12 protein-coding genes and 3 other annotated features (1 of these 15 cut by a window edge) are annotated in these 18,688 nt (G+C 35.1%); of the genes, 10 read left to right on the top strand and 2 right to left on the bottom strand.

What is annotated here, in order from left to right; genetic code table 11:
- Nucleotides 1–183, top strand: a binding site (T-box leader); it begins 24 nt to the left of the window's first position.
- A gap of 65 nt (nucleotides 184–248) precedes the next feature.
- Complete coding sequence (gene thrS, locus DES36_RS07015) at nucleotides 249–2,156, top strand: threonine--tRNA ligase (RefSeq protein ID WP_113920514.1); 1,908 nt, start codon at nucleotides 249–251, stop codon at nucleotides 2,154–2,156.
- Nucleotides 2,157–2,340: 184 nt separating this feature from the next.
- On the opposite strand, the gene ftsH is transcribed toward thrS, so the two are convergent.
- A complete protein-coding gene (ftsH, locus tag DES36_RS07010) occupies nucleotides 2,341–3,852 on the bottom strand; it encodes an ATP-dependent zinc metalloprotease FtsH (RefSeq protein ID WP_113920513.1) in 1,512 nt (503 codons plus the stop codon).
- Nucleotides 3,853–4,044: 192 nt separating this feature from the next.
- Nucleotides 4,045–4,179: a sequence feature (ribosomal protein L20 leader region), on the top strand.
- Nucleotides 4,180–4,318: 139 nt separating this feature from the next.
- Between ftsH and infC the strand changes: the two genes are divergently transcribed.
- The 8 genes from infC (at nucleotide 4,319) to pheT (ending at nucleotide 12,434) form a co-directional block, all read left to right on the top strand.
- A complete protein-coding gene (gene infC / locus DES36_RS07005) occupies nucleotides 4,319–4,888 on the top strand; it encodes a translation initiation factor IF-3 (protein ID WP_187387052.1) in 570 nt (189 codons plus the stop codon).
- A gap of 65 nt (nucleotides 4,889–4,953) precedes the next feature.
- Nucleotides 4,954–5,148, top strand: a complete 195-nt coding sequence (gene rpmI / locus DES36_RS07000) for a 50S ribosomal protein L35 (RefSeq protein ID WP_113920512.1) — start codon at nucleotides 4,954–4,956, stop codon at nucleotides 5,146–5,148.
- Nucleotides 5,149–5,175: 27 nt separating this feature from the next.
- Nucleotides 5,176–5,532 carry a 50S ribosomal protein L20 gene (gene rplT, locus DES36_RS06995; protein WP_113920511.1) on the top strand — a complete coding sequence of 119 codons (357 nt, stop codon included), beginning with the start codon at nucleotides 5,176–5,178 and terminating at the stop codon, nucleotides 5,530–5,532.
- A 90-nt stretch (nucleotides 5,533–5,622) separates the two neighbouring features.
- Complete coding sequence (locus DES36_RS06990; protein WP_278278700.1) at nucleotides 5,623–7,017, top strand: TrkH family potassium uptake protein; 1,395 nt, start codon at nucleotides 5,623–5,625, stop codon at nucleotides 7,015–7,017.
- Between the two features lie 6 nt (nucleotides 7,018–7,023).
- Entirely contained in the window at nucleotides 7,024–7,674 is a 651-nt protein-coding gene (locus DES36_RS06985; RefSeq protein ID WP_113920510.1) for a potassium channel family protein, read from the top strand.
- Between the two features lie 9 nt (nucleotides 7,675–7,683).
- Nucleotides 7,684–8,451: a TrmH family RNA methyltransferase gene (locus DES36_RS06980; RefSeq protein ID WP_113920509.1), complete on the top strand. Its 768-nt coding sequence runs from the start codon at nucleotides 7,684–7,686 to the stop codon at nucleotides 8,449–8,451.
- Between the two features lie 102 nt (nucleotides 8,452–8,553).
- Nucleotides 8,554–8,766, top strand: a binding site (T-box leader).
- 235 nt (nucleotides 8,767–9,001) lie between these two features.
- Entirely contained in the window at nucleotides 9,002–10,024 is a 1,023-nt protein-coding gene (gene pheS, locus DES36_RS06975; RefSeq protein ID WP_113920508.1) for a phenylalanine--tRNA ligase subunit alpha, read from the top strand.
- 13 nt (nucleotides 10,025–10,037) lie between these two features.
- Complete coding sequence (pheT, locus tag DES36_RS06970; protein ID WP_113920507.1) at nucleotides 10,038–12,434, top strand: phenylalanine--tRNA ligase subunit beta; 2,397 nt, start codon at nucleotides 10,038–10,040, stop codon at nucleotides 12,432–12,434.
- A gap of 288 nt (nucleotides 12,435–12,722) precedes the next feature.
- On the opposite strand, the gene DES36_RS06965 is transcribed toward pheT, so the two are convergent.
- Complete coding sequence (locus DES36_RS06965; RefSeq protein ID WP_113920506.1) at nucleotides 12,723–13,490, bottom strand: hypothetical protein; 768 nt, start codon at nucleotides 13,488–13,490, stop codon at nucleotides 12,723–12,725.
- A 298-nt stretch (nucleotides 13,491–13,788) separates the two neighbouring features.
- Here DES36_RS06965 and DES36_RS06960 point away from each other — a divergent pair, with 298 nt between their 5' ends.
- Complete coding sequence (locus tag DES36_RS06960; protein ID WP_242981726.1) at nucleotides 13,789–18,123, top strand: 2-hydroxyacyl-CoA dehydratase; 4,335 nt, start codon at nucleotides 13,789–13,791, stop codon at nucleotides 18,121–18,123.
- The last annotated feature ends 565 nt before the right edge of the window (nucleotides 18,124–18,688 follow it).

The following is an 18,688-nucleotide window of genomic DNA, read 5'->3' as shown; positions in this document are numbered from 1 at the left end:
AGGTTAGACCGGTTACAAGAGAGGAGATACATTTGCTGGAAGTATTTCTTAATTAGGCTATCTGAATACCACCTTGGAGTCATGGGCTGAAATAAGTAAGTCTTATCGGTACATACCGTTATCATGTATGAAAGTGGATTTATATCAATTAAGGTGGAACCGCGGAATTTTTTCGTCCTTTGCAATAACAAGCGAAGGATTTTTTTATGCGAAAATACGATAATTTAAACAAACACAGGAGGATCAATATGATAAAAGTTACATTAAAAGATGGCATTGTTCATGAATACAAAGATAATATTACTATTTACGAAGTGGCTAAAAGCTTAAGCGACGGTTTAGCAAGAGTGGCTTGTGCTGGCGAATTAAATGGTGAATTAGTAGACTTACGAACAGAAATTACAGAAGATTCACAATTAAATATTTTGACTTTTGATAGTGAGGGAGGAAAGCACGCATACTGGCATACTAGTACTCACATTATGGCGCAAGCTGTCAAAAGGTTATTTCCAAAGGCAAAGCTAGCAATAGGACCAGCTATTGACAATGGTTTTTATTATGATTTTGATGTAGAAAAAACATTTACACCAGAAGATTTAGAGAAGATTGAAGCAGAAATGAAAAAAATCATCAAAGAAAAAAATGAAATCGTAAGATTTACTTTACCGAGAAAAGAAGCTCTAGAAAAAATGATCGCTATGGGAGAAGATTACAAGGTAGAGCTTATTGAAAACTTGCCAGAAGACGCTATTATAAGCTTTTATTCACAAGGAGATTTTATAGATCTTTGTGCAGGACCCCATTTGATGAATACAGGTAGTGTAAAAGCCTATAAGCTATTGAGTATAGCTGGAGCTTATTGGCGAGGGGACGAAAAGAACAAAATGCTCCAAAGAATTTATGGGATTTCATTCCCGAAGAAGAGTCAAGTAGAGGAATACGTAGAGAAAATAGAAGAGGCAAAGAAGAGAGACCACAGAAAATTAGGAAAAGAACTGGACTTGTTCTCTTTACATGAAGAAGGCCCTGGATTTCCATTTTTTCATCCAAAGGGTATGGTTCTACGAAATCAATTAGAAAACTTCTGGAGAGAAGAGCATACAAAAAGAGGTTATAGCGAAATCAAAACGCCAACCATATTAGATGTAGAGCTTTGGAAGAAGTCGGGACACTGGGACAATTACAGTGAAAACATGTATACAACAGAAATAGACGAAAAGCAATTCGCTATTAAGCCTATGAACTGTCCTGGCTCTATGATGATTTATGAAAATCATATGCATTCTTACAGAGATCTTCCTGTGAGAATGGGTGAACTAGGATCTGTTCATCGTCACGAGCTATCAGGTGCATTACATGGGCTTATGAGAGTTCGTAACTTTACCCAAGATGATGCTCATATTTATATGACTCCTGAGCAGATGAAAGATGAGCTGGTTGGAGTAATTGAGTTGACAGATTATATATACAATGTCTTTGGCTTTAACTATCATATAGAATTATCTACAAGGCCCGAAAAATCTATTGGGTCTCAAGAACAGTGGGATAGAGCTACAGATGTTCTTAGAGAGGCTTTAGAATTTTTGGGAAAAGAGTATCAAGTAAATGAAGGAGATGGGGCTTTCTATGGTCCTAAAATCGACTTCCACTTAGAGGACTCTCTAGGAAGAACATGGCAATGCGGTACGATACAATTAGATTTTCAATTGCCTGAGAGATTTGATTTGACTTATGTAGGCTCAGATGGAGAAAAACATAGACCTGTAATGGTACATCGTACCGTACTTGGAAGTATTGAGAGATTCATAGGAATCTTAGTTGAGCACTTTGCAGGTGCATTCCCATTATGGTTGACACCTCAACAAGTAATCATCTTGCCAATCGCTCCAATTCATCACGAATATTGTGATAAAATCAAAAAGCTATATCGAGATAATGGTATAAGAGTAGATGTAGACTTTAGAGATGAAAAAATCGGCTATAAGATTAGAGAAGCTCAATTGCAAAAGACTCCTTATATGCTTGTAGTAGGAGATAAAGAAGTAGAGAATAATACCGTATCTGTAAGATCCAGAAAAGACGGAGACCAAGGCTCTAAAGATTACAATGAATTCTTGAATGAGATTTTAGAAGAAATAAATACGAAACAGATTTAAGTGGTAAGTTCTAAGTTCTATGTAAAAGCACAAGGTCACTTTTAGTGACCTTAAGCTTATAGTGGCTATAGGCGGATGCAAATTATTGATTACTGAACTCTTGCACCAAAGGAATACCCCAGGTATTTACTTAGAACTTACAACGTAGAACTTACAGCATAAAAAAAGCCCACAAGGGCTTTTTTTATGCTGATTTTAAGATGGTGTCTAATTCATCCCCATTAATCGTTTCTTTAGCTAATAAGATTTCAGCTATTTTGTGCAATTTGTTTATGTTTTCATAAATTACGCTATTGGCCATATTATAACAATCATCTAATATGGTGTTTATTTCTTCGTTGATAATATCTGAACTTGAAAAATCTTCTCGTTTATTAAAGGTTTTATTTTTGTAATGGCTCATACCGTATTCACAAACCATAGCAGATGCAATTTCATTGGCTTTTACCAAATCATTTTGAGCCCCCGAAGAAATTTCCTTAAAGATGATTTCTTCTGCTGCTCTTCCTGCTAGTAGTATGGTGATCTTGTTTTTGAGCTCTTCTTTCGTCAAAATAAATTTATCTTCACTTGATGTGTTTAGTACAAAACCTAAGGCTTTACCGTGAGGGATAATAGAAATTTTTTCAATATTATCATTATTAAGCACGCTACCTACTAAAGCATGACCACCTTCATGGAAGGCGACAATATGCTTTTCCTTATCTGTCAATACGGTGGTTTTGTTTTTAATACCAGCAACTGTTTTAATTAAAGCTTGATTAAGTTCCTCATTACCAATTTCGTTTAAATTATGTTTTACAGCTAATAAGGCGGCTTCATTTATTACATTTGCTAAATGAGCACCAGACATGCCATGGGTTTTTTTGGCTAGAGAAGCAATGTCTACATCATTTTTTACAGGTTTGTTTTTAAAGTGAACCTTCAAAATTGCTTCTCTAGCTTTTACACTAGGATTACCTACATATACGTGTCGATCAAATCTGCCCGGTCTTAAGAGTGCTTTATCCAAGATGTCCATTCGGTTTGTTGCTGCAATTACTATGACATTATCATATTCGTTAAAACCATCTAATTCCACTAATAGTTGGTTGAGGGTCTGATCTCTCTCACTATTATTATCCACGCTTCTTGAGATCCCTATTGCATCTAATTCATCAATAAATATGATGCAAGGTGCGTTTTTTTTGGCTTTTTCAAATAGAGAACGAATTCGGCTTGCGCCAATACCTACAAATTTTTCCACGAATTCAGAACCGCTAGCGTATAAGAATGTGGCTTTTGTCTCTCCTGCTAAAGCTTTTGCAAGTAATGTCTTCCCTGTTCCCGGAGGTCCGTAAAACAAAACGCCTTTAGGGATTTTAGCTCCAATTTTCAAGTACTTATTAGGATTTACTAAAAAATCGCAGAGCTCATTCATTTCATCTTTAATTTCATCGAGACCTGCTACATCGTTAAAGGTGATATTGCTTTTTTCTGTTATATCCTTTTTCTCTTCCTTAATAGAAGTGTTTGTTATAAATTGTGGGATATAGGCTGATTTCTTCTTATAAACTAAGTTGCCAACTAAGATAAATAATAGAGAAAGCCTAATCCATGGTGTGTTTAGTAAACCTAAGGCTTGAATATTTAGGAGTGACAAAGCTAATAAGGTTACTGCAGTTGTAGTCAAAATTTTCTCTTTGTACTTTAGCATCTTTTTCACTCTCCTTTTTTCTTGATAATATCTTGTGCAAATAGTAAAATATAATGAATCAAAATTGAATAAAAAGATAGTAAGTTTTTCCTCAAGTACTTAAACTAGGTTAAAAAAGTGTTACGAAAATATTATGGACAAATTATTAAAAAATATTTGACTATGATTACATAAGATGATATACTCTATTAGAAAACAAAGTAGAAGTTCACTTCTCACCTTAGGTTCTTGGGAGCAAAGGTAAATATTACGTGAAATTACGAACATGTATAAACGTGTATATTTATGAGCAGGTAGAACTTTGTCTATCTGCTTTTTTTCTTTTGTAAAGAGTTTTCTTTTTAAAATGCTGTTTCTATTTTTATGTGGTATGGATACTTAATAAGCTGAATGTGGAAAGCGGAAAAAAGAAACTTGAGTATATTGTTTAGAAAAGACGTTATAGCAAACAAAAGAAATATTGTTTATAAATTGGGGAAATGATTTTTCTCATTTAATTATATGGAGGTGTGTTAATATTAGCAAGGAATTCCAAATCAACGAACAAATCAGAGATAAGGAAGTAAGAGTAATTGACCAGGATGACAATCAGCTAGGAGTTATGAGTGGCAGAGAAGCTCAGAGATTAGCAGATGAAAGGGAATTAGATTTAGTTAAAATATCCCCTAATGCAAAACCACCTGTTTGCAGAATATTAGATTATGGAAAGTTTCGATATGAGCAAAGCCGCAAAGAGAAAGAAGCTAAAAAGAAACAAAAAGTAATTAATATTAAAGAAATTAGAATGTCTGCAAATGTTCAAGAACATGACTTAGATGTAAAGGCAAAAAATTGTCGCAAATTCTTAGAAAATGGAGATCGAGTAAAGGCTTCTGTGCGCTTTAGAGGCAGAGAGATGTCTTATACAAACGTGGGAAAAGATTTGCTATTAAAGTTTGCTGAAAAAGTCTCTGATGTTGGTAAAATGGAGAAACCACCTAGATTAGAAGGTAGAAGTATGGTTATCAACCTTGTGCCTTTAAAAGAAAACAATTAAATGCTAATGTCAAACTTTCGTTTGATGATATAAATAATAGCAATGTAGACGAAGGAGGAAGTAAAATGCCAAAAATGAAAAGTCATAGAGGAGCAGCAAAGAGATTTACTGTAACAAAATCAGGTAGAGTAAAAAGAGCTAAAGCTTTCAAAAGTCATATCTTAACAAAAAAGAGTGCTAAGAGAAAGAGAAACTTAAGACAAACTGGTTATTTAATGGGCGCAGATGCTGAAAATATAAAGAAAATATTACCTTATTAATATAAAGACTGATAGGAGGTTAAGCAAGTGGCAAGAGTAAAAAAAGCAGTAAATGCTAAGAAAAAACATAAAAAAATATTAAAATTAGCAAAAGGATATTACGGTGCGAAAAGCAAACAATATAGACCAGCTAATGAAGCGGTAATGAGAGCGCTTCGTTCTTCTTATGTAGGTAGAAAACAAAAGAAGAGAGATTACAGAAGCTTATGGATCACTAGAATCAATGCAGCAACAAGAATGCACGATTTGAGTTACTCTAGATTTATGAATGGTCTTAAAAAAGCGGAAGTGCAAATTGACAGAAAAATCCTTGCTCAATTAGCTGTTAACGATCCAGATGGATTCAAACAATTAGTTGATATTGCAAAAAGTAAGTTAGCATAACACAACAATTAAGACCTCTTATTGAGGTCTTAATTCATTTACAATACGCTGTGTTCTCATGATTTAGATTATTTAATGGAGATGTGCAAAGTGGAAAGGTATAGCCTTTTAAAGAGATTTATAAATTATTTGAAAGATCGCCAAATGTATAGCAGAAAATGGTTTAATCCAACTCAAATATTAGTCGTCGGTTTTGCAATCATGATATTAATTGGAGCTCTTATACTCATGACTCCTTTCTCCTCTGCTTCAGGAGAGTGGACAGATTTTGTTTCTGCACTTTTCACTGCTACTTCAGCAGTATGTGTAACAGGATTAATCGTTGTCGATACTGGTACATATTGGTCCGGGTTTGGGCAATTTGTTATTATCGCATTGATTCAAATCGGTGGATTGGGCTTTATGACCTTTACGACTTTAGCCTTTTTTATTGCAAGAAAGAGAATTGGGCTAAAAGAGCGACTTGTGCTCCAAGAGGGATTTAATGCCTATAATCTCGGGGGTATTGTAAAATATACGAAGTACGTCTTACTGTATACCTTTACTGTAGAGCTAATAGGTGCAGTACTCCTTACCATTGGGTTTACACCAGATTACGGTTTGGGTAGGGGTATTGTTATGGGGGTATTTCATTCTATATCCTCATTTTGTAATGCTGGATTTGATTTGATTGGAAATTACCGAAGTATAACAGGTTATGTAGACAACTATATTATAACTATTACAATTGGAATGCTGATCGTAATAGGAGGATTGGGATTTTTTGTAGCCAGTGATATATTTAAAAAGCGAAGTTTTAAGAAGCTAGTTGTCCATACAAAATTAGTACTTATCATCAATATCGCTTTGCTTGTGGTGGGGATGATTTTGTTTTTCCTTTTTGAATACAATAATCCTGGAACAATGAAAGATTTGCCATTAGATGTCAAAATATTGGCCTCGTGGTTTCAATCCGTAACACCTAGAACAGCGGGTTATAATTCTTTAGATCTAGGAGCTATGACCACAGCGTCTTCATTTTTGACTATAATACTCATGTTTATTGGTGCTTCTCCTGGTTCTACCGGTGGTGGAGTTAAAACCACTACTTTTGCTACCATACTACTTACCGTAGTATCTGTATTAAAAGGTAAAGATGAGATAGAAGTATTTAAAAAAACTATTGTCATCAACGTAGTAAAAAGGGCCCTGTCTGTTGTATGCATAGCACTCTTCGTTGTCATCGTGGCAATAGCGATTCTAAGTTTTACAGAAGATGCAAGTTTTCTAGAAATCTGTTATGAAGTAGTGTCAGGATTTGCTACAGTAGGTTTGACAATGGGTATTACGCAAGAGTTAACTACTGTAGGAAGATTGGTAATTATTTTAACTATGTTTATTGGACGATTAGGGCCGCTTACTATTGCCTTGGCCGTAGCCCAATTACAGTCGTCAAGTCACAAAGGAAAATATAGATATCCAGATGGAGATATTTTAGTAGGGTAGGTGTGAATGATGAAAAATCAATTTGCAGTAATAGGTATAGGAAGGTTTGGGTACAGTTTGGCCACTTCTCTATACAATTTAGGCTACGATGTAATAGCTATTGATGTAAGAGAAGATATCATTAGAAATATATCAGATAAAGTTACGTACGCTGTTCAGGCAGATGCCACCAATATGGATACTTTAGAGGAACTTGGTCTAAGAAATGTAGAAGTTGCAATTGTGTCTATTGGAACAGATGTTAATAAGAGCATTTTAGCTGCTTTGAATGCCCTAGAGCTTGGCATTAAAAAAGTTTATGCCAAAGCCTTAAATGAACAACAAGCCAAAGTCCTTTATAAAATTGGGGTGCACAAGGTATTTTTACCCGAACGGGATATGGGAAGAAAAGTTGCTCACAATATCGTCTCAAACAATATCTTAGATTTAATTGAATTAGACCCAAACCATAGTGTTATGGAAATTAACGCCCTAGAAGAATGGGGAGGTAAGAGTCTTGCAGAGTTGGACTTGCGGGCTAAGCACGGTATTAATGTCATTGCAGTAAAAAGAGGAGATCACTTAAATATCTCTCCTAAACCAACAGATAAAATCTGGAAAGACGATATTTTAGTTTGTATAGGTGACAATAAAACTCTCTATTCCTTGCAAAGCTAAGGTGATTCTATGCAGTATATAGAAAGTCATGAAAACAAAGCTATAAAACACCTACAAAAGCTGAAGATGAAAAAATACCGAGAGAGCTCAAAAGAGTATATCTTAGAAGGCTATAAAGTTATCGAAGATGCAATAGAAAGTGGCGAAAAACTTAAATCGATTTTTATATCTGCTAAAAGTACAAAAAAGTATAGGAATATACGTGAATTAGTAAGAGAAGACCTGCCAATATATGAGGTAGAAGATCATCTCTTTGAAAAGCTTACTTCTATGGAGCATTCAGAGGGAATCATTGCTATTAATTCCTTTCCTCAGATAATGGACTTTAGGGATTCTAGTGTACTTATTCTTGATCGTTTGCAAGACCCGGGAAATTTAGGTACCATTATTCGAACTGGGGATGCTGCTGGGTTTCACAATATTATTTGTAGCAAGGGCTGTGTGGATATTTACAATGACAAGACCATTCGTGGAACAATGGGGTCTTTATTTCATGTCAATATAAAAAAGGACGCAGATATTTTACAGGAAATAGACTCTATTCGAAAAAAAGGATATACTATAGTAGGCACTCAATTGAACACAGATTACTTCTATACGAATATAGAAGCAAAGAAAAAGTATGCTTTAGTCATTGGAAATGAAGCAAATGGAATTTCAAAGGAAGTATTAGATGCATGTGATTTACATGTCAAAATTCCTATTTATGGTAAGGCAGAGTCTTTAAATGCATCTATAGCAGCTGCAATCATTATGTATCATATAGCTACTTTGTAGGATGGATTTGACATATTTTTAAATTATGGATATAATATCTATCGCATGAATGCGAGAAACTTGCAAAGCGTTTCTTAAGTTTATCTTTGATAAAAACAGAATAATAAGGCAATGAAGGAGAAAAGTAAATGGGTAATCTTTTATTAAAGAGAGTAGGTACATTAGCTGGAAGTACTTACAATAACAGGCCATTGAAGTTCGCTCTTAAGCTTTAAGGTGGAAATAACAGTATACCTTAACGGTTAAAACCGATACATTTAAAGAGGATTCACATCAATTAGGGTGGTACCGCGGTTTATAAAAATCGTCCCTTGCTTATAGCAAGAGACGATTTTTTTTACGCGAACTAATGAGCTAAGCGAAAGCGAAGCTTTCGTAGTAAATATCTGACGAAACAATCAAATAGCTTGCTAATTTGATTGATGAGTTAGATATTTACGTAAATGAAAGCTTTAGGTTTCATTTAGCGAATGGCGCGACCGCAGAATCGGCGAAGGAGATTCTAAGGTTTACTCTACAATAATCATTGAACAGGGAGAGGAGTAAAAAAGTGAAAGAAAAATTAGAAAACATTCAGGCAGTTGCCTTGGGTGATATCCAATCTGTAAATACTTTAAAAGAGTTAGAAGAAATTCGAGTAAAGTATTTGGGAAAAAAAGGAGAATTGACAAATATCTTAAAGGGTATGGGCAGTTTGAGCAAAGAAGAAAGACCTGTCATAGGAAAAGTTGCAAATGAAGTTCGAGAAGCTATTGAAGGTAAAATAGAAGAACAAAAACTAGCTATGAAATCCATCGAACAAAATAGAAAATTTGATCAAGAATCAATAGATATTACTTTACCTAGCAAAAAAGAGGAATTAGGTGGATTTCATCCTTTAAATAGGGTCATTGAAGAATTATCCGATGTCTTTATAGGGATGGGTTTTACAATTGAAGAAGGACCTGAAATTGAATGGTCAAAGTATAATTTTGATATGCTAAACGTGCCAAAAGACCATTCTGCTAGAGATTTACAAGACACTTTTTATGTAGCGGATGAAGTGGTTCTTCGTACCCAAACATCACCCATTCAAGTTCGCACCATGTTATCACAAAAGCTACCTATTAAGATGATTGCACCAGGCAGAGTGTACCGAAGCGATGAAATTGACGCTACTCATTCTCCAGTTTTCCATCAGGTAGAAGGCTTAGTAATTGATAAGGGGATTACCATGAGCGATTTAAAGGGAACCTTAGATATGTTTGCTAAGATTTTATTTGGACCAGAGACCAAGACAAAATTTAGACCTCATCAATTTTATTTTACTGAGCCAAGTGCAGAAATGGATGTAACTTGTTTTATGTGCGGCGGCGAAGGATGTCGCGTTTGTTCTAATACAGGTTGGATTGAAATACTAGGTTGTGGTATGGTTCACCCTAATGTACTTAAGGATTGCAATATTGATCCAGAAGAGTACAGCGGATTTGCCTTTGGTATGGGCTTAGATCGGATTGCCATGATTAAGTACGGAATTTCAGATTTAAGATTGATGTTTGAAAATGACATTCGATTCTTAAAACAGTTTAAATAAGGAGAGGTTTTTTATGTTTACATCGTTAAATTGGTTAAATGACTTTGTTGAAATAGATGATATACAAACGAAAGAATTTGAAGAAAAGATGACCATGTCTGGCACAAAGGTCGAGGGAATCGAAGAATTAGGAAAAGAGGTCACAAATGTAGTTGTAGGTAAAATTCTCTCTATTGAAAAGCACCCTGATGCGGATAAACTAGTAGTAACAAAGGTGGATGTTGGAGAAGAAGTAATTCAAATCGTAACAGGTGCAAACAATATTCGCCAAGGAGACTATATTCCAGTAGCTAAAATTGGTGCAAAATTAAAAGATTTAAAAATTAAAAAGTCAAAGCTTAGAGGCATAGAATCCTGTGGCATGATGTGTTCTGCTGGAGAGCTAGGTATGAATACCTCTCTACTCCATAAAGAGGATACAGAAGGAATTTATATTTTGAAAGAGGAATATGCCCTTGGCTCTGACGTAAAACCTATTTTAGGTTTAGATGACAAAATTGTCGAATTTGAACTAACTGCAAACAGATCCGATTGCTTATCCCTTATGGGAATAGCAAGAGAGGTTTCAGCAACTTTTGATCGCCATCTTGTCTTTCCAATTGTGGAAGTAAATGAGATACAAGAAAAGATTGAGGATTATCTAAAAATCGCTATCGAAGATGAAGAGCTTTGCCCTCGTTATGCAGCGAGAATGGTAAAGGTAAATAAAATTGAGCCATCTCCTGACTGGATGCAAAGAAGGCTTTTAAACAGTGGCATTCGCCCAATTAGCAATATTGTAGATGTGACCAACTATGTCATGCTAGAAATGGGGCAGCCTCTTCACGCTTTTGACTACAATAAGTTAAATACTGGAGAGATTTTAGTTCGAAGAGCTCATAAATCAGAAAAATTAACTACGCTAGATGATATAGATAGAGAACTAACAGAAGATATGATTGTCATAACCAATGGCAAAGAGCCAGTAGCTATAGCAGGAGTTATGGGTGGAGCTAATTCTGATATTGATGATAATACAACAATGGTAGTTATAGAGGCAGCTGCCTTTAACAAGAAGAGTGTCCGATTAACTGGAAGGAAATTAGGTCTTAGGAGTGAAGCTGCTAATCGCTTTGAAAAGGGTGTAGACCCTAATCTTGCAGCTATGGCAGCAGACCGAGCTGCTCAATTGCTTGAGGAAATGGGTGCTGGCACGGTTTTACAAGGAATGGTAGATGTTTACCCTAAAAAGGTAGAGCCAGTCACAATAGAAGTAGATGCTGACTGGATCAACAAGCTTATAGGAATTGAAATATCTGTTGATGAAATGAAGGAGTATTTAGAGCGCTTATTCTTAAACGTAGAAGTAAATGGAAATAAGCTTTTAGTAGAAACCCCAACCTACCGCCAAGATTTAGAAATCAAAGAAGATATTGCAGAGGAAATCGCTCGATTATATGGCTATAACAATATTCCAAACACTATTATGAAGGGTGTAACTACAAAAGGCGGCCGAAATAAAAAACAAGTTCTTGAACTAGATATTCGAAATACACTTCGCTTTAAAGGATTTTATGAGATTTTAACGACTTCATTTACAGGAATGAGCCGATTAACTGCTTTAAATATTACACAAGAAGATCCATTGTTTAATAGCGTAAAAATAATCAATCCTTTAGGAGAAGAAAATAGCATTATGAGACCTACTCTTTTACCAGCTATGCTTCAAGTGCTTTCTCATAATTACCATAGAAACGCTAGCGAGGCAATGTTATTTGAAATTGCAACGGTATATAGCAATGTAGAAGATTTAGGAAAAACATTGCCTCTTGAAGAGAAAAAGCTTTGTTTAGGGATGTATGGCGATAAAGATTTCTTTACTTTAAAAGGATATGTACAGCTTTTATTAGAAAAATTAAGAATAAGTGAAGAGCTTGAATACAATAGATTAAGTCACCCAAGTTTCCATCCAGGTAGAGCTGCTAGACTACTTATTGGAAATGAAGAGGTGGGCGTTCTTGGAGAACTTCACCCAATAGTTGTAGAAAATTACGACTTACCACAAAGAGTCTATGTATGTGAACTAAATATTGATAAGCTCTTTGCTTTATCTAAAGAAGAAATCACATTTACAGAACTTCCAAAATACCCAGAAATGACTAGGGATATGGCTTTACTTGTAAAAGAACAAGTAACAGCAAAAGAAATAGAAGATATTATTAAAGCAAATGGAAAAGATCTATTACAAGATGTAAAAATATTTGACATCTACCGTGGAGAACAAATCCCAGAAGGCCACAAGAGCATGGCTTATTCTTTAGTCTTTAGAGCAAAAGACCGTACTTTGACAGATGGAGAAGTAAATGAAATTTTCACGAAGATTATTGAGGAAATAGAAGAAAAATTAGAAGCAAAATTGAGAGACGCATAAAAAAGCTGATGCGCAAGCATCAGCTTTTTTAGTTCTAAGTTGTAAGTAAAAGCCTAAGTACTCCTCTAGGGCCAGCCGTCACCTACCAGTCATCCTGAGGAGCGTAGCGACGAAGGATCTCTACAAACAAACTACGAGCCGAAAACATCGTCAGCAATAGTATATTCCGTCCAAGCATCTAAGGATCCAAAGGAATACCTAAACCCTGACAGCTGGTTGCTGATGGCTTTCTCCGCTTTCCGCTATGAAATAAAACTTTGAACAAATAGAAAAACTCAGGATGAATTATTATGATTCGTCTTTAATCTTAATTTTAATAAACATCAATGTAACAAAAATCTGTATATACACACGGACTACTCCTTGGGCGAATCCTTGAAGAACGCTTATAATCAAGTGATTTTCTAGTGGCATTAGAAAAGAGAATATAAGGTTTAATGCCAAAAACAAACTTATGTCTAGGAGAAAGTAAGAATGGAATACTTTCCACCAGACTTTTTTTATAGTAGTGTGGCTATATGCAAAAGATTGAATTGTTTTCTGGTCTTTTAAAACGATAGCCTGTTGATAAAACAATAGATCAATAAGGAGTTTTAGCATAAAAATGGAAAGGAAAATACTCATAAGGCTTACTAAGATGGTAGGAAATTCAGTTATAGTATAGATAAATACACTCATGAACCCTAGAAAAATCATAATGCCAGTGTACGCCATAAGACCGAAAAAGAGTCTGCCAAATTTTCCTTTAATAGCAGTAAAACTCATCTTTGCAGTAATGGATTTACCCAATTGATCCTCTTTGACCATATAAACTATTATAGGAAAAATGAATAGGTTCGTAATAAAGAAAAGGATTCCTAGTATTATTATGATACCAGGAGGGACTTGCTGCAAAGATTCTATTGTAGACTCCCCAATGTATAAGTATAATAAACTAAATGCCATAAAGGGAATAGTAGCTAATGATAATAGCTCATATAGATTTCTTTTAAAAATATGTAAACTCTCTATGAGTAAATTTTTGAAAGAAATAGTATGTGTGTCAGAACGATTCATAGAAACCTCCTTTGATTTTTCTTTATAGAAAGGTATTATATTTAAATTAATACCTTTTCAAATAGAATTCATAGAGTACTATTATATCACTATATTTTTTAAGGGGAAAGAAATATGATATAATATTCGAATCAGCAGATTGGCTCGCAGAAATCAGGACATTTTTCGTGCTTGCACGAAAAAATGGGATGATTTCTATGAGCAAGTGCCAACGACCGAAGCTGCGAAGCAGCTGAGGCAATCTGCGACTTATTTATGATATAATACATAGCTAGTTCGGCGAAAGGAGAATCATTTTTTGATAAATAAAAATAGATGTTATCATCTAGGTTTAGACGTTGGCTCAACTACTATAAAACTAGTGATTTTTGATGAAGAATTAAATATTGTCTATAGCAAATACAAGAGACATTTATCCAATATACAAACAACCTTTAAAGGAATCATTAACGAGGCCTATGAAGAGTTAGGAAACATTAATGTTACTGCAGCCGTAACTGGTTCTGCAGGACTTTCTATCTCTAATTGGTTGCAGATAAGTTTTGTACAAGAAGTTATTGCGTCTACAAAGACTGTAGAAACGCTAATACCCAAGACGGATGTAGCTATTGAACTAGGTGGAGAGGATGCTAAAATCACTTACTTTGATCAATCCTTAGAGCAGCGGATGAATGGAACTTGTGCAGGTGGAACAGGTGCATTTATCGATCAAATGGCTACGTTGCTTCAAACAGATGCATCTGGACTAAATGAACTTTCTAAAAACCATAAGGTGATTTATCCTATTGCATCTCGATGTGGTGTTTTTGCAAAAACAGATGTGCAGCCTCTATTAAATGAGGGGGCAGCTAAAGAAGATATTGCTGCATCTGTACTACAGGCAGTAGTTAATCAAACAATAGGTGGTTTAGCATGTGGCAAACCTATTAGGGGAAACATTGCCTTTTTGGGAGGACCTTTACATTTCTTATCTGAACTTAGGGAGAGATTTATCGAAACCTTACAATTAAGAGAAGAACAGGTCATATACCCAGAGAATGCCCAATTATATGTTGCGATGGGTGCAGCTTTATCATCTAAAGATGAAGGTAAGGAGATTTCCTTCTCCACTATAAATAGCAAATTAGAGCATATTGATGAATTTCAACATGAAGAAGTTCAAAGACTAGAGCCTTTATTTAAGGATTCTAAAGAATTAGAAGAATTTTATGAGAAACACAATAAGTACAAAGTGCAAAGAGCAGATTTAAGTAGTTATAAAGGCAATGTGTTTTTGGGGATTGATGCAGGTTCAACTACATCAAAGGCGGCATTAATTGGCGATAATGGGGAGCTTTTGTACACCTATTATAGTAGTAATTTAGGAAGCCCTTTAAACCAAGCTATTGTAATATTAAAAGATGTGTATGAGGTATTGCCAAAAGACCTTAAAATCAGCAAGAGTACTGTTACAGGTTACGGTGAGGGACTTATTAAATCAGCCCTTAGAATCGATTTAGGCGAAATTGAGACTATGGCTCATTTTAAAGGAGCTCAGCACTTCTTACCACAAGTAGATTTTATCTTAGACATTGGCGGTCAGGATATGAAAGCCATGAAAATTAAAGATGGGGTCATAGACGATATTATATTAAATGAAGCCTGTTCTTCGGGATGTGGGTCTTTCTTAGAGACTTTTGCTCATTCCTTAAAATTATCTGTAGAAGAATTTGCCCAGGAGGCATTAATGGCAAAGGCTCCTGTGGATTTAGGTACTCGCTGTACTGTTTTTATGAATTCTAGGGTAAAGCAAGCACAAAAAGAGGGCGCAGATGTAGGAGATATTTCAGCAGGATTATCTTACTCGGTCATTAAAAATGCCATACAAAAAGTAATAAAAGTTCGTAATCCAGAAGAACTAGGAAAAAGTATTGTAGTGCAAGGCGGTACTTTTTATTCCAATGCTGTACTTCGAGCTTTTGAAAAGATTTTAGGAAGAGACGTAATTCGCCCAGATATTTCAGGTATAATGGGAGCTTTTGGAGCCGCCTTAATCGCTAAGGAAAAATACGTAGAAGGTATAGAAAGTACTATTTTAGATGAAGCCCAGTTACAAGCTTTTGAAACGGATGCAACATTAGAGAGATGTGGAAAGTGTGGTAATAATTGCCTTCTTACCATTAATAATTTCTCTGATGGAAGGCGCTTTGTCTCTGGAAATCGCTGTGAAAGAGGTGTAGGCATCGAGCAAGAGCAAACTACAAAAAAGGTTCCCAATATGTACGACTATAAATACAAGAGACTGTTTAATTACAATCCTTTAGATAAGAGTGAAGCCATTCGAGGAGAAGTAGGAATTCCTAGGGTTTTAAATGTATATGAAAACTATCCTTTCTGGTATCGCTTTTTTACAGAGTTAAAATATAGGGTGGTTTTATCTCCTCGTTCAAGTAAAAAGCTCTATGACAAGGGGATGGAGTCCATACCATCAGAATCCGTTTGTTACCCTGCTAAAATCGTACACGGGCATATTATGAGTTTACTTGAAAAGGATATTGATTTTATCTTTTACCCTTGCATCTCCTACGAAGAAGACGATATTAATGGAGCAGATAATTGTTACAATTGTCCAATCGTCATGTCTTATCCTGAGACCATTAAGTACAATGTAGATGCTCTTAAGGAAAAGAATATCAATTACATGAATCCATTTTTGCCGCTAAATGATTACAATCGATTAGTAGAAAGGCTTATAGAAGAGTTTGCGCCTTTGGGTATAGGCGAGGAAGAAATCCGAAAGGCCTGTGATTTAGGGTGGAAAGAAAAAGATGTCTATAAAGAAGATGTCCGTAAAAAATCTGAGGAAATACTAACTTATATTGAAGAGAATGACATGACGGGTATTGTCTTAAGTGGTAGACCTTATCATATTGATCCTGAAATTAACCATGGTTTGCCAAATGTCATTACAGAATTAGGCATGGCAGTCTTATGTGAAGAAGGCGTATCTCATTTAGGAGAAGTAAAACGACCTCTTCGGGTTCTTGATCAATGGAAATATCACTCTAGATTGTATACTGCGGCAAACTTTGTGGCAAAACAATCAAATATTGAGTTAGTGCAGCTTACCTCTTTTGGCTGTGGATTAGACGCTGTAACGACAGATCAAGTTCACGAGATTTTAAATGAAGCAGGAAAAATTTACACTCTTATTAAGATTGACGAGGTAAGCAATTTAGGTGCTGTTAAGATTCGCTTGAGATCTTTAAAAGCTGCCTTAGAGGATAAAGAGGAGTTACAATATCCAAAATCTAGTACAGATGTGGAATATAAGAGAGTTTCCTTTACAAAGGAAATGAAAAAAACCCATACTTTATTGGTTCCTCAAATGTCACCTATTCATTTTGACTTTATTAACGATGCTATGGAACCTTCAGGATATCGTGTAGAAGTGTTGCCAAGTGTAGATTATAATGCTATTGATGAAGGCTTAAAATATGTCAACAACGATGCTTGTTATCCTTCCATTATAGCAGTGGGTCAATTAATTGCTGCTGTAAAATCAGGCAAATATGATGTAAATAATATTAGTTTTGTCATGAGTCAAACGGGAGGTCCTTGTAGAGCTTCAAACTATGTAGCCTTTATCCGAAAGGCCTTAAAGGATATGGATATGGAACACATTCCTGTTATATCTGCTAATCTAGTTGGCTTAGAGAGCAATCCTGGATTTAAGATTACCCTTCCCTTAATCAATCGTGGAATGATGGCAGCAGTGTATGGAGATTTGTTCCAAAGAGTTTTATATGCTACAAGGCCTTATGAAAAAGAAAAGGGCTCTGCAGAAAGATTGTACGACTCTTGGAGAACTAAAGCAAAAGAGAATACCCGATCAGGAAATCTATTTGCATTTAAGCGCAATATAAAGAAGATTGTTGAGGATTTTGATGCGTTACCTTTATTAAATATAGAAAAGCCAAAAGTTGCTGTAGTAGGGGAGATCCTCGTAAAATATCATCCAACAGCGAACAATAATCTCGTTCAAGTTTTAGAAGATGAAGGCGCTCAAGTAGTCGTTCCTGATATTATAGACTTTATATTATACTGTGCTTATAATAATGTGTTTAAATATGAGAAACTAGCAGGTACAAAAAAATCAATGGGTAATAGTTTGAAGGGCATTAAACTCATAGAATGGTACCGAAAATCCATGAAGGAAGCTCTAAAAGACAGTAGTAGATTTAATCCACCATCAACTATCGATAAAAAAGCTCGGAAAGCTGAAGAACTGATTTCTCTTGGAAACCAAGGCGGAGAAGGTTGGTTCTTAACTGCAGAAATGATGGAATTAATCGAAGATGGCGTAGAAAACATCGTATGCGTACAGCCATTTGCCTGTTTACCAAATCACGTAATGGGTAAAGGCATGATTAAGCCTATTAGAGAAAAGTACCCTATAGCCAATATTGCAGCTATCGACTATGACCCAGGTGCAAGTGAAGTGAATCAATTAAATAGAATTAAATTAATGTTATCTGTTGCCTTTAGAAATCTAGATAAGAAAAATGCACTAAAAGAAGAGAATGTAACAAATGAAGCAACTGATGAATCCAGAAAAAAGAAACTCGTTTTAAACGAAGATTTTCCTCGGTGATATGAGAATATAATAACAATGAAACCTGTAGCTTAGATATTGTATCTGGCTATAGGTTTTTTTATTAAGATGATCAGCATAAAGGTGGTAAGCAAAACCTAAAAGCCACCGAAGGTGCTAGAGCTCTAATGGCTGGTGGTAACAATTCTTTTCACCTGATTATCTTGAGCGCAAGCGAAAGATCTTGACCCAAAAGGAATACCCAAATGCTAGTGACTAAAGACTAATGACTAGCGATTAAAGCACCACAGGCACTTTCTTGATTAATGTTCAACTATTGTCAAACGACATCTAGAAATGAAAAGTTATAAAAATGTCAAAGTTTAAACTTTTTAGAAAAATAATCATTGACAAACGATTACACTCAGAATATAATGAGTTCATGAAATGAATATTAAACTATGAAATAAATTTCAGAGTGCATAGAATTATAAAAAATTCATTTTTGAGCTTCGTATAGATTAAAAAAAATTCTGTGAAATTTGTCGAAAAATTCATTGACAAACGATTACATTGTAAATATAATGAGTTCACGAAATAAAAATCGAAGCAAGAAATAAATTTC

It is taken from the genome of Alkalibaculum bacchi (genome assembly GCF_003317055.1).
In the GTDB taxonomy this organism is placed as follows: domain Bacteria; phylum Bacillota; class Clostridia; order Eubacteriales; family Alkalibacteraceae; genus Alkalibaculum; species Alkalibaculum bacchi.
This window is presented reverse-complemented; position numbering and strand designations above follow the sequence as displayed.